Here is a 24,942-nt window from a genome sequence, read left to right as displayed (position 1 = left end):
CCGATTTCGTAACCATACCAGGTTACATTTTAAAAAGCTCGCACGGTGTCTTCGAAATCGTCGCTCGAATCTCCGTCCGCTATCGATACGGTCGGTGGCGAAGGCAGCCGTCAGAACCGATTCGGCGTCAGGTGGACGTGGAACAGTTTTTGACAGTCCCGTTCGCCGCAGACGGGACACGAATCGTCGGCCTCGTTCGCGTCGAACTCGGTCGCCGCCTCCGGCGTCGCCGCGGTGATGACCCGCGTTCCGGCGTGGCCCAACTCGTATCCAGAGTCGGTTTGCCGGACGAAGTACTCACAGAGTTTCGTCAGGTGGTAGTTGAACTTGCCAGTGTCGCGGACGCCGACCCGCTCGCGGAGTTCGGTGAAAGAGAGCGACTCCGAAGCGTCGGCGAGTTCCCGGAGGATGGACATGCGAATCTCGTTGCCGAGAACGGCGAGTTCGTCCATCGAGGTGTCCGTCCCGTAGGTCATGTCGAAGTCGTTCGACGGCATCTCCCATCAATCCCTCGCAAAATAATATGAATTCTTACAGAACTGGCGTTCGCCGAATCCTCATTATCCGTGCGGCGCGATGGTCCGTATGGAAGATGTCAATTCGTCGTCCGAATCGGCGGGGTGGCGCGGACGGTTCGGCGCGTCGAAGACGGGAACGTTGCTCGCGAACACGGGATTTCGCCGGTTGTATTTCGCTCGCATCGTCAACAGGGTCGGCGACAAACTGTACTCCATCGCGTCGATGTGGTTGGTGTATCAGCTAACTGGCTCGACGTTTTACACCGGACTCGCCGGATTTCTGTCCCGGCTTCCGGTGGTGTTCGGGTTTCTGTTCGGTCCCATCGTCGACCGCTCACGCATCTCCCGACTCCTCGTTCTCGTCGCAGCGGCGCAAGCCGTCGTCGTGCTCTCGATTCCCCTCGTCGCGTCCGTTCACACTCCGAGTGTCACTCTCGTCCTCGCCGTCGTCGGGGTGCTCGCACTGCTCGAACGAATCAACGCTCCGGCGGAAAAGGCCGCCCTCCCCCGACTCGTGGACGACGAACTCCTGCCGCGTGCGAACTCGCTCGATTCGGCGACGCACCAGACCATCGGGGCGGTGGCGCAAGCCCTGTCGGGGGCGCTCATCGCCCTCTTCAGTGCCGTCGCGCTGTTCGCATTCGACGCGGCGACGTTCGTCGTGGGTGCCGTCTTTTTCGCCCTGCTGAACGTCCCCACGACCGAGAAGACCGGAACGTCACCGAGCGCCGCGGAGTACGTCGCCGACATCCGCGAGGGGTTCGACCTGATTCGGAACTCGGTCGTCGGACACATGGTCATCGCGGCGAGTCTCGTGAGCGCGTTCACGGGCGCATCGACGGCGGTGCTCCCGGCGTTCGCCGATTCGCTCGGCGGGGCGGAGACGTACGGATTGCTCATCGCGGCCATGACCGTCGGTCTCCTCGTGGGGTCGCTCGTCGCGTCGCGGTTCGAGACGGTTCCGTTCGGTCGCTTCGTCGTCGTCGGCTTTCTGGTCGCCGCGGTCGGCAAACTCGGCGTCGTCTCGGTCGATTGGCTGCCCGCGGCGCTCCTCTGTTACGGAATCGCAACCATCCCTATCGGAATCTACAACGTCCTCGTCAGCGCGACGATTCAAACCGGCGTTCCGAACGACTTGCTCGCGCGGGTGAGTTCGACTATCGGGAGCTTCGTCGCCGCCATCGGCCCACTCGGGTACCTCGTCGGTGGCTTCCTCGGAGATGCGTACGGAAGCGCGACGGTCATCGGCCTCTCCGCGGTGGGGTACTGTCTGCTCGTCGGCTACTGGCTGGTCGTGCCGTCACTTCGTGCGTTCCCGCCCGTCACGGACATCGAGTCCAATTCGTTCGGCGTGTGAGGACGGAACCGGAAAAACAACTCCCGGAAACTGACGAATCGTGAACATCGACATTGATAGGTGTCCACACGAATCATTCGTAGTAAATGCCTGCAAAGCAAACGGTGCATCTCCCGGTCGCGGCGCAACCGAGCGTGGACACGCTCGTGGACCTGACACGGACGGCGGAGGAGTTGGGGTACGACCACGCGTGGCTCCCCGAGACGTGGGGCCGCGACGCGGTGACGAGTCTGACCGCGATGGCGCTCGGGACCGACGAAATCGGTCTCGGGCCGTCCATCGTGAACGTCTACTCGCGGTCGCCCGCGCTCATCGGCCAGACCGCGGCGACGCTCCAAGAGGTGTCCGACGGGCGGTTTCGCGTCGGTATCGGCCCGAGCGGTCCGGCCGTCATCCAGGGCTGGCACGGCGAGGCGTTCGACCGCCCGCTCCGGCGCACCCGCGAAACCATCGACATCGTTCGAAAGGTGCTCTCCGGCGAGACGGTGAACTACGACGGCGACTGTTTCACGCTGGGTGGCTTCCGACTGCGGTGTGACCCGCCGGAGACGCCGCCGCCGATAGACGCCGCCGGGATGGGGCCGAAGTCGGTGGAACTCGCCGGGCGGTTCGCCGACGGCTGGCACGCGACGCTGTTCACCCCCGACGGCATGGAAGACCGACTCGACGACCTGCGCAGGGGCGTGGACCTCGGCGACCGCGACGAGGACGACGTGGAAGTGACGCTTTCGCTGACCTGCTGTGCACTGGACGACGGCGAGCGCGCCCGAACCCTCGCCCGCCAGCACGCTGCCTTCTACATCGGCGGCATGGGAACGTACTACCGCGATTCGCTGGCCCGACAGGGCTACGAGGACGTCGCCTACGACATCTCGACGGCGTGGGGCAACGGCGACAAGGAGCGGGCGACCGAACTGGTGAACGACGACCTGTTGGACCACCTCTCTGCCGCTGGCACGCCCGAACGCGCCCGCGAGGAGTTCGAGAAGTTCGCCGACATCGACGGCCTCGATGCGGTCGCGGTCGGGTTCCCCCGCGGTGCAACGGTCGAGGAGGCGCGCGAGACCATGCGCGCGCTGGCTCCGTGACTCCCCAACTAGTTAGGAAATAGCAGTTTTTCCGTGGGATACTCAGTGGAAACCGGGACGTATTCCCGGCGTCCCACACGTGCCTCATAGAGACTGCAACCACAGAACGGTGGCCCGCGACGGGCCATCTCTCTATTGCCACGCCCGGTTTCTTCGTACCCGAACCGCCCCCGGAGCGACGACATCGTACCCGCGACGCGATTTTCCCGAAAGGAGCAAGCGTGCGTGCGACATAATAACATAGTATGCCCACCGTCAGCTATCGCGGTCGGGAGATGGAGTGTGAGGAGGGGTCGGTGCTTCGAAACGTGTTGCTCGCCGCCGACGAGACGCCGCACAACGGGTCGGCGCACTATCTGAACTGCCGAGGAAACGCGGTCTGTGGAACGTGTGCCGTCGAGGTGGAAGGAGACGTGAGCGAACAGAAATCGAGCGAGCGAAATCGGCTCTCGAAACCCCCCCACGACCCGGAGTCGGGGCTTCGACTCGCCTGTCAAACGCGGGTGCTCGGCGACGTAACGGTTCGAAAATACGGCGGCTTCTGGGGGCAAAAGGTGGAGCGATGACCGCCGAAATCGACGCGCTCGTCGCGGACGTCTCGGAGTGGGACGGCGTGGAAATCGGCGAACACCGGTTCGGCGGGACGGAGTTCACGCTCGGCCCGCGGGAGATCGGCCACGTTCACGAGTGGGGTATCCTCGACATCGCGTTTCCGCGACGGGTGCGCGACGAACTCGTCGCGGCGGGGCGAACGGAACCCCACCACATCTATCCCGAATCGGGGTGGACGACCTTCCACGTCGGGGACTCGGACGACGTTGCCGACGCGCGCTGGCTCTTGCGACTGTCCTATCTCTCGCACGCGACGGCGATGGCGAACACCGCGGCCGGGGAGGACGCCCTGTCGGACCTCGACGTGGACGCGGAACTCGACGCCCTCGACCCCAGCGACGAACTGCGGGCGCTCCTCTAACTGGTCGCCCACTCGGTCGCCGCTTCCACGGCCTCGGCCCGCGAATCGGATTCGGCGATGGCGTGCCACTCGTCCTCGGGCACGTCGTAGGCGTAGACGGCGTATCCCTCGTCGCGGTAGGTCAGGTTCTCCACGTACAGTTCCCGCGCGCCGTCGTCGCTGCGCCAGATTCGAATCTGCTTGCCGCCCTCCAAATCCTCCCGCCGTCGCCACCCTTCGAGGGGCACTACGCGGACCCCCAGTCCGTGATGCCGAGCACGCGGTCGCAGTCGGGACACGTCCAGACCTTCGGCGTGCTCGCCGCGGCCCCGCGTTCGAGACGCTGTGCCCAGTCGGTGATGTCTTCCTCGCAGTAGGGACAAGTCGCCATGCGATTCGACACGACGGCGTTCGACTTGTACGTTCGGGCGAGCCGGAGAGTCAACATTTTTAACACATTGTTCGGTGTCGGGAAACCAACTCGATACCCGCGAGTCCGCCGACCCGACCCCGACAAAACAGAGAGAACAGCTCCCGATTACCTCACCCGGTTATCCGCGGTAGTAGACGTTCCCGGAGACGACGACCGTTTCGGAGGAAGTCGCGCCGGGGAGCGAGCGGGACGGGCGGCGCGCGGCGACGACGCCGCGCTTGAGGGCCGCCCATTTCAGCAGGACGAACCCGGCGACGATGACGAGGAATCCCGTAATCGTGGCGTCGGTGATGGGTTCGCCGAGCAGGAGCGCCCCGAACAGCGTGGCGACCACGGGAACGACGTAGTTCACGAGGTTGGCCTCGTTCGCGCCGATGCCCTCCAACAGGTCGAAGTAGATGAAATACCCGACGATGCTGACGACCACCGCGAGATACGCCAACGAGACGAGGGCGGGTTGGGTGAACGAAACGCTCGGCCAACCGCGGAGCGCGGCGCTCGTCGCGTGCAGGACCAGCGCGCCGACGGCCATCATCCACGCCTGCTGGGAGAGGGCCGGGAGCGTCGTCCGAAGTCGCTGGGTCAGCACGGACGCCAGCGCGAAGACGGTCGCGGCGACGAACAGGAGGCCGACGCCGACGGTCGAACCGCCGAGTGAAGTCGGGTCGGCCACCACGACGACGCCGACCAGCGCGAGCAGGACGCCCGCGACTTCGAGCGCGTCGAACCGCTCGTTCGGCAACAGTGCCAGCGCGAACAGCGGTGTGACGACGGGCTTGAGGCTGAGGACGACGGCACCGACGCCGCTGGTGACGTACCGTTGGCCGGTGAAGACGAGCGCGAGGTAGAGGCCGAACATGAAGACGCCGCCGATGCCGACGAGCGTCCAGTCGGTTCGCGTCACCGGCCGCCACTGGAAGTCGTCGCGTCGGCGTCCCAAGACGGCGACGGCGACCAACAGCAGCGCACCGGCGATGTCGTATCTGAGCGCCGCGAACAGCACGGGCGGAAGCGTTCGCAAGCCGGTTTCGATGGCGACGAACGACGAACCCCAGATGACCGCGAGCAGGGCGAACAACACCGCATTTCGATATCGTGATGGAATCATGAGAGCTTCTCGAACACCTTCGTTCAGTTGGTGACGGCCGTAGTAGGCCCTCACACTTGAAAATTCTCGAAGAGACGGTACCATGGCACACGGTTTCATCGTCCTTTCTCGAAAAATAGTTACATACATCCAGAACTCCTTTGGTGGCTCGCATCCAGTCACCGCCATGGCAGACTCACGGACGGGAGCCGAGTTGTTCACCGACGTCCTCGAATCCTACGGCGTTCGGTACGTCTTCGGCAACCCCGGAACGACCGAACTCCCCGTCATGGAGGCGTTGAGCGGGAGCGAACTGGAGTACGTCCTCGCGCCGCACGAGGACATCGCGGTCGGAATGGCGGCCGGGTACGCGAGCACGAAGAACTACCGCGCCGACGAGGACGGCAGTCCGGTCGGCGTCGTCAACCTCCACGTCGCGCCGGGCGTGGCCCACGGCCTCGGGAACCTCTACGGCGCGTCGGTGACCGGCGCACCGCTCGTCGTCACGGCCGGGGCACACAGCCTCGACTTCCGCCACGAGGAACCCATCCTGTCGGGCGACGTGCTCGCCATGACGGAGCAGTTCACGAAGTGGAGCGCGGAAGTGACCGACGTGGCGTCCGTCCCGACGATGCTCCGGCGGGCGTTCCGCGTGGCCCAAACGCCGCCCACGGGTCCGGTCTTCCTCTCGCTCCCGCTGGACGTGATGATGGCCGAGACCGACGCCGACCCCGAACGACTCGGCCGGATTCAGAACCCCGGCGCGGGCGACCCGACCGCCATCGCGCGGGCCGCCGAGTTGCTCGCGGAGGCGGACGACCCCGTGCTCGTCGTCGGCGACCACATCCCGCGACACAACGCGTACTCGGACGCCGACGCGCTGGACGCGGCGGTTCGACTTGCCGAGGCGACGGGCGCGCGCGTTCACGCCGAGATTCTGGCCTGCGAGGTGGACTTCCCCGGCGACCACGAGCAGTGGGTGTCCCACGTTCCGCCGGACGAGGACATCGCCGCGGCCACGATGAACAGCGATACCCTCGTCTTCGCTGGCTGTTCGACCAACACGACCCTCACACGCCACGACCGCGACCTCGTGCCCGACGACGCGACCCTCATCGACCTGAACGACGAACCGTGGCAAGTCGGCAAGAACACGCCCGCCGACGTTGCCGTGACCGGCGATCTGGGTCTCGTGATGGACGAACTCGCCGAGGCGGTCGAGCTATCGGACGACGAACTCGCGGGACGGTTGGAACGCGTCCGGCAGTTCAAGGAGTTCGCCGGCCAGCAGATGGCGTCGATGGGCGAGGGGAGCGGGGACGACCCCCGCGCGTCGAAAGCCGAACTCGTCGATACCCTCCGCGAAACGCTGTCGTCCCCCTATATCGTGGACGAAGGCATCACCTCGAAGTACGTCATGCTCCTCCGGTGGCCCTTCGAACGCGAGTCCTACATCTCGAACAAGGGTGGCGGCCTCGGCTACGGTCTCCCCGCCGCGGTCGGTGCCGCGATGGCCGAAGCCGAGACGGACGACCCGCGGCAGGTCGTCGGGTTCGTCGGCGACGGGTCGTATCTCTACTACCCCCACACGCTCTACTCGGCGGCGCGGTACGACGTGGACCTGACCGTCGTCGTCCCCGACAACCGCAACTATCGCATCCTGAAGGACAACACGCTGAAGCTGTTCGGCGGCGAGGACGACGACCACGAGTACGTCGGCATGGACTTCGAACCCCCCGTCGATATTCCGACGAACGCGGAGAGCCACGGCGCGTCCGGCTATCTCGTCGAGTCACCGGAGGACATCGCGGAGACGCTGGAGACGGCCCTCGCGGAGGACGGGCCGAGCGTCGTGGACGTGTTGGTTCACGACTGAGAAGGGGAATCGGCCGACGAGGGAGAATCGGAGGACTCGACGGAATCGGCCGAATCAATTGGGTCGAAACACCCGAAGCGTGTCCCGTTCGAGCGGTTCGGAATCGATTTCGATGAACCCGCGCTCGGTGAAGATTCGGTTCCAGTTTCGGTAGTACAGCGGGAACTCGTCGCGGACGTAGTTCACGTCCGTTTCGTCCGGTTTCTCGTTCCCATTATCATCTTCTGCTTCGTCTTCCTCTCCGTTTCCCCCCTCGTTTTCGACGGTGATGAGGCGGTCGTCGGTTATCCGGGACAGTTCGTCGAACACCCACTCGTCGTCGGGGTGGAGGTGTTGGAGGGTCTCGACGGAAAACACCACGTCGAACCGACCGTCGTCGAACTCGGGGACGGTGTTCTCGATGGAATCGATGTGGAACGTTCCCTCCTCGGCGAGGGTCGGATACGTGTCCTCCATCACCGAGAGCGCTTCGTCGTTGATTTCGATGCCGTGGAGGTTCTCGTACCCCGCCTCGCGGAGGTGGGCGAGGTGCCGACCCGAACTACAGCCGAGTTCGAGAATCGACGCGTCCGGCGCGACGGCGGCGTCGAGGCGGGCGCGTATCAGTTCGCTCGTCTCGTTGGGGCCGTAGTAGGCGTAGTAGTCCGGCGAGTACTCTCCCGACCGTTTTGCCCACTGTTGGCGGACGCTGTTGGGGTCCATCCGTCTCCCTATGTGGTCCACCCGTAAAACCCCCCGACGTTCGGAACCGTCCCGGCGTTTGTCCCGGTTCTTTTTAGCCAATTCGATGCCGATATTGTTTTATCACCTACTATCATTCTATGTGATATGGATTTGCGTGGGGAATGTCAGAACGGCACACGTACATCTGGAGCGACCCCCTCCTCGGCGGAGCCGTCGGCGCGCGGTACCCCGATCAGCTGGGAACTCGGAGACCACCTCTCGGACTGTAACGACGTTCCGCGCGTGACGGAACGGACCGAATCGGGTCGGACGAAAACCATCTACGACCTCACCGAGGAGACCTACCTCGTGCAGACGCGAACCCCCGTCGGACGCGAGCGCTACCGGGAAGTGCCGAAACGCGACCTCGACGCCTGAGGCTCGGGGGTTCAGTTCTCGATTCGCCCGCCATCGACTGTCTCGGGGAACATCTTCCCCGGATTGAGTGTGTCGTTCGGGTCGAGCGCGCGCTTTAGCCGTCGCATCGCCTCGACGCTCTCCTCGCCGTGTTCCAGTTCGAGGTACTCCCGTTTTCCGCGTCCGATACCGTGTTCGCCGGTGCAGGTGCCGCCCCACTCGATGGCGGTGTGGACGATTTCGGTCTGTGCCTCGCGCGCGCGTTCGATGTGGTCGTCGTCGGATTCGTCCACCAACACGGAGTAGTGGAGGTTGCCGTCCCCGGCGTGGCCGAAACAGGGAATCAACAGATCGAGTTCGTCGGCGAGTCGCCGCACGAGACGGACCATCTCGGGGTACTCGCTGATGGGAACCGTCACGTCGCCGAGGTGGAGCGGCGAGAGGTCGGGGTCGTACGCTTCGACCGCGAAGGCCATCTCCCGCCGAATTTGCCAGAGGTCGTCCATCTCCGCTTCGTCCCCGACCTCGAACCGGGACACGTCGTGGGCTTCGAACACCGAGCGACAGAACGCGATTTCGTCCTCGATGCCGTGGTTCGCGTGGAATTCGAGGAACACCATCGGGACGTCGGGCAGCGACGACCCCGTGTACGCGTTCGCCATCGTCGCGCTCGTCTCGTCCACGAGTTCTATCTTCGCCACGTCCACGCCGGAGCGTACCGCATCGGAAATCGCGTCCACGGCGTCCGAAAAGGAGTCGAAGATGGCGCGGCCGCCGCGAATTTGTTCGGGTCGTCCGGCGAGTTCGAGCGTCGCACGGGTGACGACCGCGAGCGTCCCCTCGCTCCCGACGAGCAGGTCCTTGAGGTTGTACCCGCTCGACGTCTTGACCGCCTTGCTCCCCGCCGTGACGACCGACCCGTCGGCGAGGACGGCTTCCAGTTCGAGCACCCAGTCGTGAATCTCGCCGTACTTCACCGTCTGCATCCCGCTCGCGTCGTTGGCTATCATCCCGCCGACCGTCGAGATGTCGCCGGAGGAGGGGAGCGGCGGGAAGAACAGGCCGTGTTTGGCGACCGCTTCGTCCACGGCCGTTCCCATGATTCCCGGTTCGACGTCCACCTGAAAGTCGTCCGGCCGCACGTCGAGCACCGCGTCCATCCGCGTCATGTCGAGGCTGATGCCGCCGCGGGTCGGTGCCGCGTTGCCCTCCAGTCCCGTTCCGGCGGCGTAGGGCGTCACCGGAACGCCTCGCTCGTCCGCCGCCGCGAGCACCGCCGACACCTCCGCCGTGGATTCCGGCCAGACGACGGCATCCGGTCGTACCTCCTCCGTCTCCCGCGTTCCCCAATCGCCCGCGTGTCCGGCGCGGTGTGAGTCGCCGAAGGAGTATCGGTCATCGTCTAACGGCAGGTCGCGGAGAAACGAACAGTCGTGCGTCATGCGGTAGCACTCGACGGCCTATGAAATAAACCTGTTCGACCGTCGGTGAAGAAACGGGGCCGCTCAGCCGTCCAGTTCCTCGACGACCGTCGCCGGATTCCCACCGACGACCGTGTTCTCCGGAACGTCGTCGGTCACTACGGCACCGGCGGCGACGACGGCCCCGTCGCCGACCGTCACGCCGGGGGTGATGACCGCCCTGCCGCCGACCCAAACGTCGTCGCCCATCGCCACCGGTTTCCCGTACTCCGGGCCTTGGACCCGCGTTTCGGCGTCGAGCGGATGCGTCGCCGTGTACACGTGGACGCTCGGACCGAGCCAGCAGTTCCGTCCCATCTCGACGGGACACACGTCCAGAATCACGCAGTCGAAGTTCGCGTAGAAGCCGTTCCCGACGTGGATGTTGTACCCGTAATCGCACCGAAACGGCGGTTCGACGTGCGGCTGCTCCCCCGTCGAACCGAACAATTCCTGTACCAGCGATTCTCGCGTCTCGGTTTCCGTCTCGTCCGTCGCGTTGAACCGTCGCGTGAGTTCCCGCGCCCGCCGTCGCTCGTCCGCGAGTTCCGGGTCGGCAGGGTCGTACAACTCGCCCGCCAGCATCTTTTCCTTCTCGGAAACCATCGTCCGAGTCGCTTTCTCGCCGACGCACTAAAATCATCCTTCGGTTCCAGTCGTCGCCCGACCCCGATTATCGGTCGAATCCCGATACGTCGGCGTCGATGGCTTTCCGCCGACCGTCCAGTACGGAGAACCGCTCGTCCCGCCGCCGTTCCAACCAGTACAGGAGGCGTTCCGCCCAGTCGAGTTTTCGCCGCTTCATCGAATCGACGCTCGGGTCGTCGAAGTCCCATCCGGGGAAGACCAGTTCGCTCGCCCCGAAGTGGTCGGCGAGGAACGCCGCCCGGTCGCCGTCCGTGAACCCGCCGAAGTTCTCGACCGCCTCCCGCGGTTTCGCTTGCGTCGTCGCCAACACGTTGTCCGCGTCGAACGTGGCGACGTAGGTTCGAATCGCTGGGATGTTGTCCCCGTGCGCGTGTGCCGCGACCGGAACCCCTCGTTTGCTCAATTCGCGGGCCGTCTCGGGGTTCTTGTCGAGGTCCGTCACCATGCAGTCCACGTCGATTCCGGCGTCGAGGAGGACGTCGGCCGCCGTCGATGCGGCGAACACGACGTCCGCCGCCCGAGCCACGTCGAGTTCGTCCGCGAGCGACGGAGCGGCACCGGCGACGGCGACGGTGCTCCCCGAAACGGAATCGAACCGAGCGTGGTCGAACGGGAGCGCGAAGTCGGCGAGCACGTCGCGGGCGTGCTCGTCCCGGTCGCGGGAAAACCCGAAATCGGAGAGGATTGCGCGATAGACCGGTTCCCACTCGGCGAACTTCACGAGGTTCCTCCGAACCGACGCCATCGCGTCATTGGCGCTCCCGACCGAACGCGTGGCCGATGACGGCGGCGTCGCGCGTCTCCGCCACGTCGTGCGTTCGGATGACGTCCGCGCCGCGTTCGACCGCCAGCGCCGTCGCGGCGAGGCTGGCCGGAAGGCGCTCTTCCGTGTCCCGTCCCACCACGTCGCCGATGAAGTTCTTTCGATTGATGGAGACGAGGATAGGACGGCCTAGTTCTCGGAACTCGCCGAGTCGGTGGAACGTCTCCCTGTCGTCGGCGAGCGTCTTCGCTTCGCTCCACCCGCCGAACGCCGGGTCGAGGATGGTCTTGTCCGTCAGCGGTTCGGACGCCAGCGCGTCGTAGATGTCGTCCACGCGTTCGATGGCACCCGGTCGGGTCAAATCCGGCGGGCTAGCCATCTTCACGACCGCGGCGTCGTGTCGCTCACAGACCGTCGCCATCTCAGGGTCCGCGAAGCCACAGATGTCGTTCACCATGTCGAACCCGCCCGACAGCGCCTCGTCAGCGACCTCGGCGTAGCGGGTTTCGATGGAGAAGACGGGATTCCCTTCGACGAGTTCGATGGTTTCGAGGGCGGTACCAAGTCGGTCGAGTTCCTCCTCGGCGGATAGCACGTCGAAGCGTTTGTTCGCCGACTCCAGACCGACGTCCACGATGTCCGCGCCTTCTCCGACGAGTTCTTCGTCCACGTACTCCGCGGCGTCAGCCGGGTCGTCGTACACGCTCGGGTCGTACGGCGACTCCTCGCTGACGTTCAACACACCCATGATTCGCGGCGGATGTTCCGGCCCGATGCCAAGTCCCGCGGCGACAACGTTCTGCATACCAGAAATAGGGGGAACGAAGGGATAAAAATCGGCCCTTTCAGTGCAGGTCCGCGGCGGTGATATCCTCGCTCCAGTACAGTTCCCCTTCGTATTCGATCGGCATCGACTGCTCGCACACCCCCGCCTCGAACTCGTCCGCCGTCATCTCGAACGTGGTGTGCGATTTGGGCGCTAAATACAGTTTGGCGTCGTCGTCCCAGATCGACCCGCTCATCGACCCGGCGCTGTAGCGCGGTGTCCTGTACGGTTTCAGCCGAACGGTGTAGATTCCGTCGCGGATGTCCTCGATGTGGACCATCGAAGTGGTGCCCGAAAACGGAAGACAGAGACACATTCCGCCGTCGCCGATAGTCACGTACCGGTCACCTAACAGCGTCTGTGACTGTGCGATGGAGAGCGCGGTTCGAAACGAGAGCGCCGACCCGAGTCCGCGAGCGAGTAAGCAACCCATTTTGGTGGCCGGTTCGTTGGGCACTTCGGAGAGCGTGGCGACGCCCGCACGACTGCCTTTCTCCACCAGCGTGGCCCCCTGTTCGTAGGAGCGACAGGCGTTGAGCAGGAACGATTCGACGTTCACGGTGTCGAGCGTTCTCGTGTCGAGCACGCCGTCGACACACTCGATTCCGTCGTGGTTGACGTGACCGATGTAGTGAAGGAAGTCAACCTCCGTGGCGAACAGGGACCGAAGTTCGTCCGTCGTCACGTCGTACGCGATATCGACCTCGTGGCATGTCGAATCCCCGAACTGATAGCGCTCTCGTACCGTTCCCTCGGCTTTCATCATCGGGTCGTTACAGACGATTTGGACGTGAATCGTCGAGCGATTCGACGTCTCGGAATCGACGCGACGACGGTAGGATTCGACCGTCGCTTTGTTACTCCCCATCGGAACGCCGTCGCCGACCCAGACGTGTTCTATCGTCTCCACCGGCTCCGGGCTCACGGGCCGCGTTTCGAGCGGCTCACTCGTTTCCGTCCGGGGGCTTCGACAAAAGTCGGTTATCTCCGTCGGTTGCGCCTCGACGCGGCTCGCTGTCGTCGGCGTCGGACATCGAATCAGCGGGAGCTCGTCGGCGACGAACGGAAGCACGTCGGCGTTTTCCGCCGACGGAACGATGTCCATGGTCAGGTGCCACGGCGGTAGAACGGCCTCGATGGCGTCGAACGGCACGGACAGATACGCGTCCAACTGTTCCGGGAGCGATTTCGCATACAGGTCGGCGAAGTCGAACTCGACGAGGGGTTCGACCTGCTGGCGCTCGTAGACCGGGACGTCGTAGAACCCCTCCTCCCGGATGACACAATCGAAGAAGAAGACGTGCTGAAACACGCGGGAAACCTCGGCTTCGAACCCGTCGAAACCCCCACCGCCCGCTAACGAATACTCGCCCACCGGGGTTTCGAGCCTCGGGGTGTCGCCGGGAACCACCTCGGCACCTAGATAGTACGCGAGCGACGTGGCGGCGTAGACGTACCGTCGTTCCGGCGGGAGCACCAGTCGAACCTCCGAGTCGGGACGGGTGATGTGCGAGGGGACGGAAAACTCCTCCCCGCGTTCGATGAGCGGCGGGTGGCCGCGCAAACTGGGAAACGACCGCTCGGGCGAGAGCGTCTTCAGTGCGGACCCGAACAGCGAAACGGCCCGCATCACGTCCTCGATGTCGTCCGTGACGGTTATCGTTCCCGCCGGTGACTCGTTGAGCGACCGACAGCCGATGGAAATCGTCCGTTCGGCGTCCAGTTCCACGCACATCGAGCCGTCCCGCTCTCGGATGGTGAGGTCACAACCGACGCGGATGTAGATTTTCACCGCGGTGGACGGCAGTTCGAGGTATTCGACGGGTTCCGAGGACTGCCAGCCGTCGCCGGACGGGAAAACCTGCTCGGAGACTCCTTCCGGGGAGTTCCAGACGTTGAAATCGATACGCTCGGGAATTTCGAGTTCGCTCGTTCGGAATTCGACGGCGGAGTCCAACGGAACGACGAAATCTTCCGTCTCACCCGGCCGGAGCGAAACCGGGGATGGTGTCAGAAAGACGAAGCTCCCCTTGTCGATGGGGTCCCAAATTCTAACCCCTGGCGCGTCGGGGTTGGATTCGAACGTCGGTACGCCGAGCGGCTCTTCGGTGTCCCACTCGAAACTCATAGTCGAACCCAGTTGGTCGTCTGGCCGTATTCCGGGATGTGCCAGCGCTGTTCCGGAACCAGCCCGTTCGTCTGTCGGAGTTCGACGCGCGCGTCGAACAGCGGCGTGAGTTCCTGCACCACCGAATTCGAATCGGGTACCGGAAGATGGTAGTGTGCCATCCCGGAGACCCCCCGGACGAGGGCCGTGATGGTTCTGAGGAACTGCTCGACCGTCTCCTGCTCACACTGTTCGAGCGGTTTGATGAGCGAGTCGAACGAAAGCCGTAACTCGGACGTGGACAACCCGTCGGCCCATTCGTCGAAGAAGCTGACGGCGGTAACGATGTCGCCCCGGAGTTCCCGTAGTGACTCCTCGGAAGAGACCGTAACGCCCGGTTGCGACGGTGCCGCCATCGACCGCGAAGCCGCGCGCTCGTCATCGCCCCAATCGATGACCCAGACGTCCGGGTCGTCGGCGTTCGTCCCGCCGGGAAGCTTCGAGTTCGCGTACCGGGCCACGGTGTCGGTGAGGACGAGGATGCGTTTCCGTTCCTCGGTGGACGCTCCCAACAGTTGCATCGTCGTCCTGTTCGTCGTCGTCTCAGAGACTCGGCCGGTGACGAGGATGTTACAGCCCCGCCGTTTGAGGTCGGAGAGAACGTCGTGGAACTTCGGCGAATCATCCCCACCACGGAACGAAATCTCTGCAGAACGCATTGTTTGATACGAGATTCGGGTGAAAGATGATAAACATTCGGATGGATGGTGGAGCGGTCGATCCGCCATCTCGGCCCTACACCTCCGTCACGTCTCGAATTGCTCCCGTTTGCTCGACGACCAGTTCGAGACCGGTTTCGATGCGTTCGCACGCACGCCCCGCAGACATGCTCTTTTTGTCCTTCCGGTCGCTACGGGAACGTGATGGGTAAAGTGAGCATCGGACTTCGCGGGTGGCGATTCGACGAGGAGGAGGTGTTCACCGAGAACGGTGAATACCGACCGATGGACGACATGGACGAGGACACGCGGACGCGGCTCTTTCGGCTGTCGGCGCTCGTGGGGTCCCCGTGCCACGCCTGCTGGTTAATACACGGCGACGAGAACATCACGATGTGTAACGTGATGGAAGTCGTCTACGGCGAACCGCTGGCGGAGGTCGGCGTCTGTTCGGACCACGAGACCGACTTCCTCTACTGGTACTTCGAGGAGGGCGGCGACCGGTTCCGCGGCGAGGAGGAACTGCAGGACGAGTTCCTCGAATGGTTCGCCGACGGCGGGCGCGCGCCGGACGGGTACGAAGGGATGGAACACGTGGATACCGACCCGGACGACCTGCCGGAACCGCCGGAGGCCGACCAGAGCGAACTGAACGTAGACCTCCCCGAGGAGGAACAGGAGCGAATCGACTTGCGGGACGTGGACATGTCCCGAGAGTATCCGAAATGAAACCCGCGGTCGCCATCGTCGAACCGAAGACGCCCGGCAACATCGGGACCATCGCACGCGCGATGAAAAATTTCGGAATGGACGACCTGAAACTCGTGAATCCGCCGGAGTTCGGCCGCGACAGCGAGGCCTACGGCTTCGCTGGACAGGCCCGCGAGGACGTATTGCCGAACTACGACGAGGTGACGTTCGACGAGTTGGTCGAGAACTACCACACCGTCGGGATGACGGCGACGACGAACGAGGACGCGAGCCACCACGTTCGGTTCCCGTTCAAGACGCCGCGCGAACTCGCCGAAAGCTTGCAGGACGTGACGACGGATACCGTCCTCATCTTCGGCCGGGAGGCGAACGGCCTGACGAACGAGGAACTCTCGCGCATCGACGAGGTGTGTTCGATTCCCGCCAGCGCGTCGTACCCGGCGTTGAACCTCGGACAGGCGGCGACCGTCACCCTCTACGAACTCCGAACGCTGACGGTCGAGGAGACCCAACTCCCGGACGTCTCGCGGGAGCGTGCGGACGAAGCGGAAATAGAGGGGTTTTACGGAGCGTTCTCCGACCTGCTCGAAACCGTCGGCCAACCGACCGAGAAACACGAGAAGAACATGCGGATGATTCGGCGCGTATTCGGCCGCGCGCATCCCACCGGCAGGGAAATAGCGACGCTGCGAGGAATCGTTCGACGGGCGAACCAGCGGGCGTCAGCGTCGGACACGCCGCGGGCGTCCCGCAACGATAAGTAACTTCTTTATATTCTGTCGATAAAGTAGGGTGTAGCGATGCTTCCCGCCCTCCAATTTCATTCCCTCCCGCTCGGGACGCAGTTTACCCTCCTCGTCGCTGTACCGAGCGTTCTTGTGATGTTCGTCGGCAAGCAGGTGTTCTTGCCGGAGGAACGACTCACGACCCTCCTCCGAGACTTCCTCAAGACCGACTGGAAATACCTCGGCGTCGCGTGGGTCGTCACACAGGCCGTCAACAGCGTCGCGCTCCACTTCCACGTGGGACGGACCTTCACCGGGTTCGTCTACGCCATCGAAGGCGCGACCGTCGCCACGTTCCAAACCGTGGCCTCGCAACCGCTCACACTCGCGTTTACCGCCGTATACCTCGTGGGCTTCCCGTTCGCCGTGCTGTTCACGTACTTCAAACTGAAGGCCCACGACGAGGAAGAGGCACACCGCTACGCGCTGGCGTACGTCATCCTCGTCACGCTGGCGGTTCCGTTCTTCGTCCTCTTCCCGGTGAAGGTGTCGTCGCTGTATCTGACCTCGGTACAACCGCTGATGTACCAACTCAGCCCCGCCATCCAGTACGGTATCTTCTCGACGGATACGCTGGTGAAGGCATTCCCCAGCCTCCACACCGGCCTGTCGGTACTCGCGGCGCTCTATGCTCGAAAAGCCGATACAGCGTACGCCTACACGATGGCCTTCCTCTCGACGGCCATCGTCGTGTCCACGCTCTATCTGGGCGTCCACTGGTTGACCGACGCGGCCTTCGCCCTCGTCCTCGTCGCCTGTGCGTACACGCTTTCGCGCCAGTTCAGCGAACCGCGCTGGTCGGTCGTCTCGCGCGAGGCGGTTGCGGCAGTTCGCCGCACGACCAACCGATAGCGTCGCGCCGCGCGACGGGCCACGACCGCTGTTAGGCTGTCGCTCGTTCATCCAGCCGTGCGGTTGATGTAACTCGTCGCCGAGCGACGCGATTCGACGCCAAACGCGCTGAATAGAAACGAGAGCGACTACGCCTCGAAGACGACCGGCGCGCCGTCCCGAACGTCGAACGCCGCGCGTTCACCGCGCGAGACCGGCGATTCGCGGCCCTGCATCACGACGCGAACGTCCGACAGGGATTCCGAGTCGGGTTCGACGATGTAGTTCGTCTGATCACCTTGGAAGTAGCGCTCGACGATTCGTCCCTTGACGGGTCCGTTACCGTCCGTGAGGACGAACTCCTCGGGTCGAATCGAGACGGTAACGGGACCGTCGCGGACGCTTTCCTCGGCGACGAACGAGAAATCCCGGTCGATATCGACCGTCGTCGCGCCGTTCTGGGTTCGCGCCTCCCCGTCGAAGAGGTTGGTGTCGCCGATGAAGTCGGCAACGAAGGGGCTGGCGGGGTTGCGATAGATGTCCTCGGGCTTGCCGACCTGTTCGATGGTGCCGTCGTTCATCACGGCCATCCGGTCGGAGAGCGTCATGGCGACCTCCTGGTCGTGGGTGACGTAGAAAAAGGAGCCTTGCGTCTTCTCGTGAATCTTCCTGAGTTCGACCTGCATCTGCTTGCGGAGTTTCCGGTCGAGGCTCGACAGCGGTTCGTCGAACAGGAGGACGCTGGGTTCGTTGACGAGGGCACGGGCGAGGGCGACCCGCTGTTGCTGGCCGCCGGACAACTCGTCGGGACGGCGGTCCTCGTAGCCGCCCAGATTCACGAGTTCGAGGTAGTCGCTCACTTTCCGTTCCCGCGTCGTCGAATCGATGCCCGCCTTCTTCAGACCGTAGGCCACGTTCTCCCCGACGCTCATGTGGGGGAACAGCGAGAGGTGCTGGAAGACGAGGTTGGTGTCCCGAGCGTTGGGGGGGACGCCGGTCATGTCCTCGCCGTTGAGCGAGACGCGTCCTTGCGTCGGCGTCTCGAAGCCGCTTATCATGCGGAGCGTGGTCGTCTTGCCGCACCCGGACGGACCGACGAGCGAGAAGAACTCCCCGCGCCGGATGGTGAAATCGATGCTCTCGACCGCCGTCACCTCGTCGTACTCCTTTCTGACCGCCTGCAGATCGATGAGGACATCGTTATCATCTACCATGTGCTACCCACTATCAGCACTTGGTATAAACCTACTGGGGAAATTTAGGTAATTACTTCAGTAGTATTAATTATTAATTGCCGAGTAACGGTTATGTGCCGAAGAATTAATATCATGTGAATCCGTGACTTTCTCATGAGTATGGATGACAAAGACATGGGTGGAGAAAACATGACGAATAGTAGCACGGGGAGCGGTCGTCGAACGTTCCTGAAGGCCGCGGGAACGGCGGGTGCGGTCGGAATGACCGGTCTCTCGGGATGTCTCTTCAGCGGCGGTGGCGGAAGCGGCGGCGGTAACACCATCAATATCCTCACGTGGGAGGAGTACGCGGACCTGAAAAAGGAGATAGAGGACCGCTTGGACGTGACCGTCAAATTCACCAAATCTACGTCCTCTTCGAACATGTTCACCGGGTGGAAGTCCGGGAAGGACGAACAGTTCGACATCGCGGTTCCGAACAACAACTACGTCCCGAAGATGATGGACGCGGGACTCGTGGAACCGGTGCCCGACGACATCGTGAAAAACAAGTCCGACATCTACGACACGTTCAAAGGGTTCAGCGAGAACCAGTTCACGAAGGACGGCGAGCAGTACGGCGTTCCCATCCGATTCGGCTGGTACGGCTACTCCTACGACTCGCGCAAGATTCCCGAGGACCACGAACAGAGCTACGACGTGCTGTTCAGTGACGAGTACAAGGGGACCGACCTGAACGGGAAGGTCGTCATGTACGACAACCACTTCAAGGCGATGAGCGCGACGGCGCTGTACCTCGGGTACAAGAAGGCCTTCGAAGGCAACAAAGTGACCCTCTCGGAAAAGCAGATACAGAAGGTCAAAAAGACCCTCATCGAGCAGAAGCCGAAGCTGCAGGGGTACATCGCGGCCGACCCGACGTACATCAAATCGTTCAAGCAGGGCAACTTCCTGGTCGGCCAATCCGGCCGCAACGAAATCGTCGAGATGTGGTCGAACGGCACCGAGTGGCCGAAGATGGCGACGCCGAAGGAGGGGTCGCTCGCGTGGTTCGAGTCCGCCGTCGTCTCGAAGAAGTCCGAGAACAAGGACCTCGCGTGGAAGGTGATAAACGAGTTCATCGCGCCGAAACTCGGTGCCGACCTCGCCAAGGCGGGCTACTCGCCGAGCTGTAACCCGAAGACGCAGGAACACCTCTCGAAGGAACAGAACGACATGTTCGGGTCCATCAAGCCGTCACGCTTGGAGGACTTCATCCCGTTCAAGGCCGTCGAGAACGAGGACGCGTGGCAGAACGCGTGGGACGAAGTGAAAACGGCATAACCACCCACAATGTCTTCCGATACTTCAGGGTCCAAACGCCAAGCAGTCATCAGTGCCTTCGCCTCGCGGAAGCGAACGCTCGGCTTTACGCTCAGTCCCAGCCTCCTCTGGCTGTTGCTCCTGTTGATGGCGCCGCTGACGTTCATGGTGGTCATCAGCTTCATGAGCATCAACGACGCCTACGAAATCGTCTGGCAGCCGACGATGGCCAACTACTCGGGGCTGTTCACGGGGAGCGGGCCGTTCTGGGAGACGCCGTTTTTCCACTCGCTCATGCTCTCGTACGCGATTGCGGGCATCACCACTATCCTCTGTCTGGTGATGGCGTTCCCGCTCGCGTACTTCCTCGCCCGTCGCGGCGGCCGAACGTTCAAGGTAATCATCTTCCTCGTGCTGTTGCCGTTCTTCACGATGTACCTCGTGCGTGCGTACTCGTGGTACCTCATGTTCGGCCCGAGCGGCGTCATCAACCGAACGCTGCTGAAAACCGGCATCGTGAACGGTCCCATCGGGCTGTTCAACTACGGCATCCCGGCCATCGTGGTCGGTCTGGTTCACGCCTACTTCCCGTACATGCTCCTCTCGCTGTACGCGAGCATGGAGGGGCTGGACTTCTCGCTCGTCGAGGCGGCGCGCGATTTAGGGGCGTCCCGGACGGGAACGCTTCGTGACGTCATTCTGCCGCTGACCTTGCCGGGAATCATCAGCGGAAGCCTGTTCGTGTTCGTCCCCGCGCTCGGCGCGTTCATCACGCCGCGGTTCCTCGGGCAGGGGAAGGTGTTGATGGTCGGGCAACTCATCGAGGGACGAATCACGGGACAGTACGCCATCGACTACGGAAGCGCGGCGTCGATGTTCATCGTCGTCTCCATCGTGGTCGCCTTCGCGCTCGCGTTCCGCTACGTCAGCATCGAAGAGTTGGGAGGTGTCTGAGATGGCTGCCGAAACCGGAACCACGACGGAGCGAGCCGACGAGTCGAGTGAATCGCCGACGTTCGGACACGAGCGGAGACAGCGACTGCTCCGCCGCGGCCTGTACGTCATCGTGGGACTGCTGTTGGTGTTCCTGTGGATACCGCTGGTCGCCATGATGTTCCTCTCGTTCGCCGTCAACTCCAGCACGTTCTTCCCGTTCCAAGGGTTCACGTTCGCCCACTACACGGCGACGTTCGCCGACGGGTCGCTGATGACCGCGCTGTTGAACAGCGTCCAAGTGGCGACGTTCTCGGCGCTGATAGCGACGGTTCTCGGCGTGCTGGCGAGCTTCGCCCTCGTCCGCTACGACTTCCCGCTCAAGGAGCTGTACCGGACGTTCGGCATCCTCCCGATGGTCATTCCGGGCGTCGTGTTGGGCATCGCGCTCATCATCTACTTCCAGACGGTCCTCGGGATGACCATGGGACCCATCACGCTCATCCTCACCCACAGCATCTACGGCTTCCCGTTCGTCCTGCTGATGGTGACGGCCCGCCTCTACACCTTCGACAGGTCGTTGGAGGACGCGGCGCGCGATTTGGGGGCCGACCCGCTCACGACGTTCTGGGACGTGACGCTCCCCATCGTCGCCCCCGCCATCGGTGCCGGATTCCTCTTCGCGTGGATTCGGTCGTTCGAGGACTTCATCCGGGCGCACTTCGTCGGCGGCACGATGAACGTCATAACCGTGTCGATGTACTCGATGATAAAGTACGGAACCGCGCCGAAGATGAACGCCATCTCGACGTTCATCGTCTTCGTCATCGCCGTCGCGCTGGCGGTGGCGATGAACGTCGGCAACGTCACCGGCTACGTGGCCGGGACGGGCGGCGGAGAAGAAGAGTAGCGAGCCGATTTCTTTTCTAGGCGCGCTTTTGGATTTCCTCGCGCAGAAGCTGACTCACGAGGTCGCCGTCCGCCTTCCCGCGGAGGCTTCCCATGCATTCGCCCATCAGCCCGGAGAAGGCACCCATTCCCTCCTCTTCGACCTGTTCTTCGTTGCGCTCGACGACTTCGACCACCGCTTCTCGAACCTCCTCGTCGTCCACGCCGGAGAGCCCCGCTTCTTCGACGGCCTCTTCCGCCGTCAGTTCGGGGTTCTCCGCCAGCAGCGTCATCACGTCGTTGACGCCTTCCTTCGCCAACTCGCCGTCGGTGACGAGCGCGATGACGCCGAGGAAGTGCTCGTCGTCGAGATTTTCGACCGGCACGTCGTCGCGCCGGAGTTCCGTCACCGTGCTCTCGACCAGTCCGGCGACGAACGTCGGGTCGGCACCGGTTTCGACCGCCCGCTCGAACAGCGGCATCCGGCGGCCGTAGGCGACCTGTTCGGCGAGTCCCGCGCCGAGCGAGAACTCGGACTGGTAGCGTTCGACCTTCTCGGTGAGCAGTTCGGGCGTCTCGACCTCCGTCGGGTCCAAATCGACCGGCGGAACGTCGGTTTCGGGGTACATCCGCGCCGCGCCGGGGAGCGGACGGAGGTAGCCCGAGGTGCCGTCCTCGTTCGCGCCGCGGGTCTCCTCGGGGACTGCTTCGATGGCGACTGCCGCGCGCTCCGCGGCGGCCTCGATGGCCCCGTCAGCGACCTCGGGGCTGGCGGCGACGATGGCGACTGCATCCTCCTCGCCCGCGTCCACCGCGTCTCGGAGCGCATCGACTTCTTCCTCCGTGACGCCGTAGGCGGGCAGTTCGTCGGTGTGGAAGATGCCACCCGCGCCGTGGCGCTTGGCGTGGTCAGACAGTTCCGTGCCGAGGCGTCGGTCGGGCTGAATCTCCCGGCCGACGAGGCCGTCGAAGCCGAAGAGAGGAACCGCGGTGACTTTCCCACCGCTGTCGAGCGCGCCCTCGATGACGCCGCTTTCCGTCCCCTCGAACACGTCCGTCACGTCTTGTACCTCGCCGACCTCGGCGTCGCGCGACTGGAGTTCGTCGCGGATGTCGAGGAGTTCGACCTGTCGGCCGACCTCCAACCGAACGAGGTCGTCGATGTCGTCCAGACTCTGGACACCCTTCATTTCCACGCGTGCGCCGTCCTCGATGGAGACGTTCACGTCCTGGCGGATCGTCCCGAGACCGCGTTTGACGTGGCCGGTCGAGCGGAGGAGCATACCGATGCGTTCTGCGGCCTCACGAGCCTGTTCGGGCGAACTGATGTCAGGGCTAGTGCCGATTTCGACCAGCGGGATGCCGAGGCGGTCGAGGCTGAAGGTAACGCCGTCCTCGCGCTCCTCGACGCGCTGGGCGCTCTCCTCTTCGAGCATCAGGTCCTCGACGCCGACCGGACCGTCGCTGGTCTGGATTTCGCCGCCGGTTGCGACGAGCGTGGACCGCTGGAATCCCGAGGTGTTCGACCCGTCCACGACGATTTTTCGCATGACGTGCGCTTGGTCCACCACGTCCATGTCGAGCAGTTGGGCGATTTCGAGGACGACCTGCTGGGCTTCCCCGTCCAGTCGGTGTGGCGGTTCGTCGTCGGCTTCCACGAGACAGGTGGAGTCGTAGCCGAGATATTCGAATTCGCGGTCGATTTGGCTCTCCTCGAGGGCCGCTTCGTCTATCTCGCCGAGTTCGCTCCGCGTCGGATGGAGATAGCGGGTGAACGTTCGGGACGACTCCTCGGGGTCGCGTAGTTCGGTCGGACAGCCACAGAACAACTTCGTCTCGGTGTCGAGTTGCTGGTGTATCTCCAGTCCCGCCACGAGACCGAGGTTCTCGTAGTCGTACTCACTCATTGGTCGGACATGAGATGTGGAGGGGTAAAAAACCGACCAGTTCGGGCGAGTCTGTCCATTCGAACCGTCGACAAGTGGTCCGAAACGTGGGGCCGTGACCGGGCGCGGACGTACCGCGGAACCGTCGGGTCACGGTTCGCGCACGCCACCGACGAGCGAGAGAGACGACCGCATAAATGACACGCAAATGCTTACTCATTCGTGAATTTCTTCGAAGATATGAATTCGATATCGGCATGCTCCCCATAGATATAAAAATGATACGAACAGTAAACCGGATATGAACGATTTCCTCGCGTCGAGGAATCCAACAGCGGACGCGCCGATTCGTATCCTCCACGTCGATGACGACCCGGCACGGTTGCGCCTCTCCGACCCGTTGCTGTCCGAACACATCTCGGATATCGCCGTTTACACCGAAACGGCACCCACGAAAGCCATCGACCGTCTCGATTCCCTCACGGTGGATTGTATCGTCAGCGATTTCGACATGGGGTCGATGGACGGACTCGAATTCTTAGAAGCGGTTCGTGAGCGCTCGCCCGAACTGCCGTTCATCCTCTTCACCGGCAAAGGGAGCGAAGAGATAGCCAGCGAAGCCATCTCCGCGGGCGTCACCGACTACCTCCAGAAGGGCGGCCCCGACAGATACGCGGTGCTGGCGAACCGCATCGAAAACGTCGTCAGCCGCCATCGAGCCGAACGAGCGACGGACGCGTACCGACGGCACATGAACGCCGTTTACGACCGGGTGACGGACGCGTTTTTCGCGTTGGACGCCGACTGGCGGTTCACGTTCGTCAACGCGCGCGGCGAGGAACTGCTCGACCGTCCCGAGGCGGACCTCCTCGGAAACGTCGTCTGGGAGGAGTTCCCCGAATCGGTCAACTCGACGTTCGAATCGGAGTACCGACGGGCGATGGAGCGACAGGAGCCGACCACGTTCGAAGCCTACTTCGAACCCCTCGAAACCCTGTTCGAAGTCCACGCCTACCCCTCGACGGAAGGGTTGTCGGTGTACTTCCGCGACGTCACCGACGAAACCCGGATTCGGAAGGAACACCGCCGCGAGCGGGAGCTGCTCGAACGCGTGTTCGAAACGAGTCCCGTCGGCATCATCATCCTCGACACGGACGGTGAGATAGAGCGGGTCAACGAGCGGATGGCCGAAATGCTGGCACTTCCGAAGGAGCGAATCACGAACAGGAATTACGACTCCTCGGAGTGGACGGTGACTGACGAGGACGGGACACCCATCGGAGAGAACGGCCACCCGTTGACGACGATTTTCGAGGACGAAACGACGCTTCGTGGCGTGCGGACGCGATACCGGACCCCGGACGGGGAGTGGCGGCACTTCTCCGTGAACGGGGCACCCGTCCACGCCGAGGACGGCACCGTGGAACGAATCGTCTTCATCGTCGAGGACGTGACCGACTCGGAAATCGACCCGGCGCGTTGACGACCCGATGGCC

The 24,942-nt window shown here is 63.4% G+C and carries 26 protein-coding genes; 13 read left to right on the top strand and 13 right to left on the bottom strand.

Going from position 1 to position 24,942, the window contains the following annotated elements; translation table 11 throughout:
- Positions 1–110: 110 nt before the first annotated feature.
- Positions 111–497 carry a winged helix-turn-helix domain-containing protein gene (locus OPC11_RS08415; RefSeq protein WP_007978459.1) on the bottom strand — a complete coding sequence of 129 codons (387 nt, stop codon included), beginning with the start codon at positions 495–497 and terminating at the stop codon, positions 111–113.
- 88 nt (positions 498–585) lie between these two features.
- On the opposite strand from OPC11_RS08415, the gene OPC11_RS08410 reads away from it, so the two are divergent.
- The 4 genes from OPC11_RS08410 to OPC11_RS08395 all read left to right on the top strand — a co-directional run bounded on the left by OPC11_RS08410 (position 586) and on the right by OPC11_RS08395 (position 3,936).
- Positions 586–1,875: an MFS transporter gene (locus tag OPC11_RS08410; protein WP_264781597.1), complete on the top strand. Its 1,290-nt coding sequence runs from the start codon at positions 586–588 to the stop codon at positions 1,873–1,875.
- 86 nt (positions 1,876–1,961) lie between these two features.
- Positions 1,962–2,963, top strand: a complete 1,002-nt coding sequence (locus OPC11_RS08405) for a TIGR04024 family LLM class F420-dependent oxidoreductase (RefSeq protein ID WP_264781596.1) — start codon at positions 1,962–1,964, stop codon at positions 2,961–2,963.
- 245 nt (positions 2,964–3,208) lie between these two features.
- Positions 3,209–3,529: a (2Fe-2S)-binding protein gene (locus tag OPC11_RS08400; protein ID WP_264781595.1), complete on the top strand. Its 321-nt coding sequence runs from the start codon at positions 3,209–3,211 to the stop codon at positions 3,527–3,529.
- Complete coding sequence (locus OPC11_RS08395; protein ID WP_007978467.1) at positions 3,526–3,936, top strand: luciferase family protein; 411 nt, start codon at positions 3,526–3,528, stop codon at positions 3,934–3,936. The genes OPC11_RS08400 and OPC11_RS08395 overlap by 4 nt, the downstream gene beginning before the upstream one ends.
- Here the strand turns inward: OPC11_RS08395 and OPC11_RS08390 are convergent.
- From OPC11_RS08390 to OPC11_RS08380, 3 genes are all read right to left on the bottom strand, one after another.
- Entirely contained in the window at positions 3,933–4,163 is a 231-nt protein-coding gene (locus OPC11_RS08390) for a hypothetical protein (protein WP_007978469.1), read from the bottom strand. The genes OPC11_RS08395 and OPC11_RS08390 overlap by 4 nt on opposite strands.
- Positions 4,163–4,306, bottom strand: a complete 144-nt coding sequence (locus OPC11_RS08385) for a hypothetical protein (protein WP_232423682.1) — start codon at positions 4,304–4,306, stop codon at positions 4,163–4,165. Before OPC11_RS08385 ends, OPC11_RS08390 begins: the two co-directional genes overlap by 1 nt.
- Positions 4,307–4,466: 160 nt before the next feature.
- Positions 4,467–5,456, bottom strand: a complete 990-nt coding sequence (locus OPC11_RS08380; RefSeq protein ID WP_264781594.1) for an EamA family transporter — start codon at positions 5,454–5,456, stop codon at positions 4,467–4,469.
- Positions 5,457–5,622: 166 nt separating this feature from the next.
- On the opposite strand from OPC11_RS08380, the gene OPC11_RS08375 reads away from it, so the two are divergent.
- Positions 5,623–7,311, top strand: a complete 1,689-nt coding sequence (locus tag OPC11_RS08375; protein WP_264781593.1) for a thiamine pyrophosphate-binding protein — start codon at positions 5,623–5,625, stop codon at positions 7,309–7,311.
- Between the two features lie 54 nt (positions 7,312–7,365).
- Here OPC11_RS08375 and OPC11_RS08370 read toward each other — a convergent pair whose 3' ends face one another.
- Positions 7,366–8,013, bottom strand: coding sequence for a class I SAM-dependent methyltransferase (locus OPC11_RS08370; RefSeq protein WP_264781592.1), 648 nt, complete (start codon positions 8,011–8,013; stop codon positions 7,366–7,368).
- Positions 8,014–8,139: 126 nt separating this feature from the next.
- Here OPC11_RS08370 and OPC11_RS08365 point away from each other — a divergent pair, with 126 nt between their 5' ends.
- Positions 8,140–8,412 carry a hypothetical protein gene (locus tag OPC11_RS08365; RefSeq protein ID WP_007978479.1) on the top strand — a complete coding sequence of 91 codons (273 nt, stop codon included), beginning with the start codon at positions 8,140–8,142 and terminating at the stop codon, positions 8,410–8,412.
- 11 nt (positions 8,413–8,423) lie between these two features.
- Here OPC11_RS08365 and OPC11_RS08360 read toward each other — a convergent pair whose 3' ends face one another.
- The 6 genes from OPC11_RS08360 to OPC11_RS08335 all read right to left on the bottom strand — a co-directional run bounded on the left by OPC11_RS08360 (position 8,424) and on the right by OPC11_RS08335 (position 14,914).
- Entirely contained in the window at positions 8,424–9,833 is a 1,410-nt protein-coding gene (locus tag OPC11_RS08360; RefSeq protein ID WP_264781591.1) for an FAD-binding oxidoreductase, read from the bottom strand.
- Between the two features lie 63 nt (positions 9,834–9,896).
- Complete coding sequence (locus OPC11_RS08355; RefSeq protein WP_007978483.1) at positions 9,897–10,457, bottom strand: maltose acetyltransferase domain-containing protein; 561 nt, start codon at positions 10,455–10,457, stop codon at positions 9,897–9,899.
- 67 nt (positions 10,458–10,524) lie between these two features.
- The gene (locus OPC11_RS08350; protein ID WP_264781590.1) at positions 10,525–11,220 is read right to left on the bottom strand and encodes a 6-hydroxymethylpterin diphosphokinase MptE-like protein; all 696 of its coding nucleotides are present in this window, start codon (positions 11,218–11,220) and stop codon (positions 10,525–10,527) included.
- A gap of 28 nt (positions 11,221–11,248) precedes the next feature.
- Positions 11,249–12,067, bottom strand: coding sequence for a dihydropteroate synthase (folP, locus tag OPC11_RS08345; RefSeq protein ID WP_264781589.1), 819 nt, complete (start codon positions 12,065–12,067; stop codon positions 11,249–11,251).
- Positions 12,068–12,107: 40 nt separating this feature from the next.
- Positions 12,108–14,216, bottom strand: coding sequence for a hypothetical protein (locus OPC11_RS08340; protein WP_264781588.1), 2,109 nt, complete (start codon positions 14,214–14,216; stop codon positions 12,108–12,110).
- Entirely contained in the window at positions 14,213–14,914 is a 702-nt protein-coding gene (locus OPC11_RS08335; protein ID WP_264781587.1) for a hypothetical protein, read from the bottom strand. The genes OPC11_RS08340 and OPC11_RS08335 overlap by 4 nt, the downstream gene beginning before the upstream one ends.
- A gap of 204 nt (positions 14,915–15,118) precedes the next feature.
- On the opposite strand from OPC11_RS08335, the gene OPC11_RS08330 reads away from it, so the two are divergent.
- The 3 genes from OPC11_RS08330 to OPC11_RS08320 are packed head-to-tail and all read left to right on the top strand — an operon-like array spanning position 15,119 to position 17,262.
- On the top strand, positions 15,119–15,643 hold the full coding sequence (locus OPC11_RS08330) for a hypothetical protein (protein WP_007978494.1): 525 nt from the start codon (positions 15,119–15,121) through the stop codon (positions 15,641–15,643).
- The gene (locus OPC11_RS08325; protein ID WP_264781586.1) at positions 15,640–16,389 is read left to right on the top strand and encodes an RNA methyltransferase; all 750 of its coding nucleotides are present in this window, start codon (positions 15,640–15,642) and stop codon (positions 16,387–16,389) included. Before OPC11_RS08330 ends, OPC11_RS08325 begins: the two co-directional genes overlap by 4 nt.
- 36 nt (positions 16,390–16,425) lie before the next feature.
- Positions 16,426–17,262, top strand: coding sequence for a phosphatase PAP2 family protein (locus OPC11_RS08320; protein ID WP_007978498.1), 837 nt, complete (start codon positions 16,426–16,428; stop codon positions 17,260–17,262).
- A gap of 128 nt (positions 17,263–17,390) precedes the next feature.
- Here the strand turns inward: OPC11_RS08320 and OPC11_RS08315 are convergent, their stop codons facing one another.
- Positions 17,391–18,455 (bottom strand): ABC transporter ATP-binding protein, encoded by a 1,065-nt coding sequence (locus OPC11_RS08315; RefSeq protein ID WP_007978500.1) that lies wholly within the window; start codon positions 18,453–18,455, stop codon positions 17,391–17,393.
- A gap of 171 nt (positions 18,456–18,626) precedes the next feature.
- Between OPC11_RS08315 and OPC11_RS08310 the strand changes: the two genes are divergently transcribed.
- Genes OPC11_RS08310 through OPC11_RS08300 form a run of 3 tightly spaced genes read left to right on the top strand, consistent with a single transcriptional unit; the run spans position 18,627 to position 21,582 of the window.
- Positions 18,627–19,760: a PotD/PotF family extracellular solute-binding protein gene (locus tag OPC11_RS08310; RefSeq protein ID WP_264781585.1), complete on the top strand. Its 1,134-nt coding sequence runs from the start codon at positions 18,627–18,629 to the stop codon at positions 19,758–19,760.
- A gap of 9 nt (positions 19,761–19,769) precedes the next feature.
- A complete protein-coding gene (locus tag OPC11_RS08305) occupies positions 19,770–20,693 on the top strand; it encodes an ABC transporter permease (protein ID WP_264781584.1) in 924 nt (307 codons plus the stop codon).
- 1 nt (position 20,694) lies between these two features.
- Complete coding sequence (locus OPC11_RS08300; protein ID WP_007978505.1) at positions 20,695–21,582, top strand: ABC transporter permease; 888 nt, start codon at positions 20,695–20,697, stop codon at positions 21,580–21,582.
- Between the two features lie 16 nt (positions 21,583–21,598).
- Here OPC11_RS08300 and gatE read toward each other — a convergent pair whose 3' ends face one another.
- Positions 21,599–23,467, bottom strand: a complete 1,869-nt coding sequence (gatE, locus tag OPC11_RS08295) for a Glu-tRNA(Gln) amidotransferase subunit GatE (protein WP_264781583.1) — start codon at positions 23,465–23,467, stop codon at positions 21,599–21,601.
- Positions 23,468–23,747: 280 nt separating this feature from the next.
- Here gatE and OPC11_RS08290 point away from each other — a divergent pair, with 280 nt between their 5' ends.
- Positions 23,748–24,929, top strand: a complete 1,182-nt coding sequence (locus tag OPC11_RS08290) for a PAS domain-containing protein (RefSeq protein WP_264781582.1) — start codon at positions 23,748–23,750, stop codon at positions 24,927–24,929.
- The last annotated feature ends 13 nt before the right edge of the window (positions 24,930–24,942 follow it).

The sequence above is a fragment of the Haladaptatus sp. T7 genome (genome assembly GCF_026008575.1).
GTDB classification, from domain to species: domain Archaea; phylum Halobacteriota; class Halobacteria; order Halobacteriales; family Haladaptataceae; genus Haladaptatus; species Haladaptatus paucihalophilus.
The sequence above is the reverse complement of the archived record's forward strand: the minus strand, read 5'-3'. Positions and strand labels throughout refer to the sequence as shown.

Bases quoted from the DNA above. Each gene is read 5' to 3' on its own strand.
- OPC11_RS08365 (WP_007978479.1), top strand. From the start codon at position 8,140: ATGGATTTGCGTGGGGAATGTCAGAACGGCACACGTACATCTGGAGCG.
- OPC11_RS08330 (WP_007978494.1), top strand. From the start codon at position 15,119: ATGGGTAAAGTGAGCATCGGACTTCGCGGGTGGCGATTCGACGAGGAG.
- OPC11_RS08410 (WP_264781597.1), top strand. From the start codon at position 586: ATGGAAGATGTCAATTCGTCGTCCGAATCGGCGGGGTGGCGCGGACGG.
- OPC11_RS08300 (WP_007978505.1), top strand. From the start codon at position 20,695: ATGGCTGCCGAAACCGGAACCACGACGGAGCGAGCCGACGAGTCGAGT.
- OPC11_RS08375 (WP_264781593.1), top strand. From the start codon at position 5,623: ATGGCAGACTCACGGACGGGAGCCGAGTTGTTCACCGACGTCCTCGAA.
- OPC11_RS08370 (WP_264781592.1), bottom strand. From the start codon at position 8,013: ATGGACCCCAACAGCGTCCGCCAACAGTGGGCAAAACGGTCGGGAGAG.
- OPC11_RS08355 (WP_007978483.1), bottom strand. From the start codon at position 10,457: ATGGTTTCCGAGAAGGAAAAGATGCTGGCGGGCGAGTTGTACGACCCT.
- OPC11_RS08325 (WP_264781586.1), top strand. From the start codon at position 15,640: ATGAAACCCGCGGTCGCCATCGTCGAACCGAAGACGCCCGGCAACATC.
- OPC11_RS08320 (WP_007978498.1), top strand. From the start codon at position 16,426: ATGCTTCCCGCCCTCCAATTTCATTCCCTCCCGCTCGGGACGCAGTTT.
- OPC11_RS08405 (WP_264781596.1), top strand. From the start codon at position 1,962: ATGCCTGCAAAGCAAACGGTGCATCTCCCGGTCGCGGCGCAACCGAGC.
- OPC11_RS08310 (WP_264781585.1), top strand. From the start codon at position 18,627: ATGACGAATAGTAGCACGGGGAGCGGTCGTCGAACGTTCCTGAAGGCC.
- OPC11_RS08415 (WP_007978459.1), bottom strand. From the start codon at position 497: ATGCCGTCGAACGACTTCGACATGACCTACGGGACGGACACCTCGATG.
- OPC11_RS08290 (WP_264781582.1), top strand. From the start codon at position 23,748: ATGAACGATTTCCTCGCGTCGAGGAATCCAACAGCGGACGCGCCGATT.
- OPC11_RS08315 (WP_007978500.1), bottom strand. From the start codon at position 18,455: ATGGTAGATGATAACGATGTCCTCATCGATCTGCAGGCGGTCAGAAAG.
- OPC11_RS08340 (WP_264781588.1), bottom strand. From the start codon at position 14,216: ATGAGTTTCGAGTGGGACACCGAAGAGCCGCTCGGCGTACCGACGTTC.
- OPC11_RS08380 (WP_264781594.1), bottom strand. From the start codon at position 5,456: ATGATTCCATCACGATATCGAAATGCGGTGTTGTTCGCCCTGCTCGCG.
- gatE (WP_264781583.1), bottom strand. From the start codon at position 23,467: ATGAGTGAGTACGACTACGAGAACCTCGGTCTCGTGGCGGGACTGGAG.
- OPC11_RS08305 (WP_264781584.1), top strand. From the start codon at position 19,770: ATGTCTTCCGATACTTCAGGGTCCAAACGCCAAGCAGTCATCAGTGCC.
- OPC11_RS08335 (WP_264781587.1), bottom strand. From the start codon at position 14,914: ATGCGTTCTGCAGAGATTTCGTTCCGTGGTGGGGATGATTCGCCGAAG.
- OPC11_RS08385 (WP_232423682.1), bottom strand. From the start codon at position 4,306: ATGGCGACTTGTCCCTACTGCGAGGAAGACATCACCGACTGGGCACAG.
- folP (WP_264781589.1), bottom strand. From the start codon at position 12,067: ATGCAGAACGTTGTCGCCGCGGGACTTGGCATCGGGCCGGAACATCCG.
- OPC11_RS08395 (WP_007978467.1), top strand. From the start codon at position 3,526: ATGACCGCCGAAATCGACGCGCTCGTCGCGGACGTCTCGGAGTGGGAC.
- OPC11_RS08360 (WP_264781591.1), bottom strand. From the start codon at position 9,833: ATGACGCACGACTGTTCGTTTCTCCGCGACCTGCCGTTAGACGATGAC.
- OPC11_RS08400 (WP_264781595.1), top strand. From the start codon at position 3,209: ATGCCCACCGTCAGCTATCGCGGTCGGGAGATGGAGTGTGAGGAGGGG.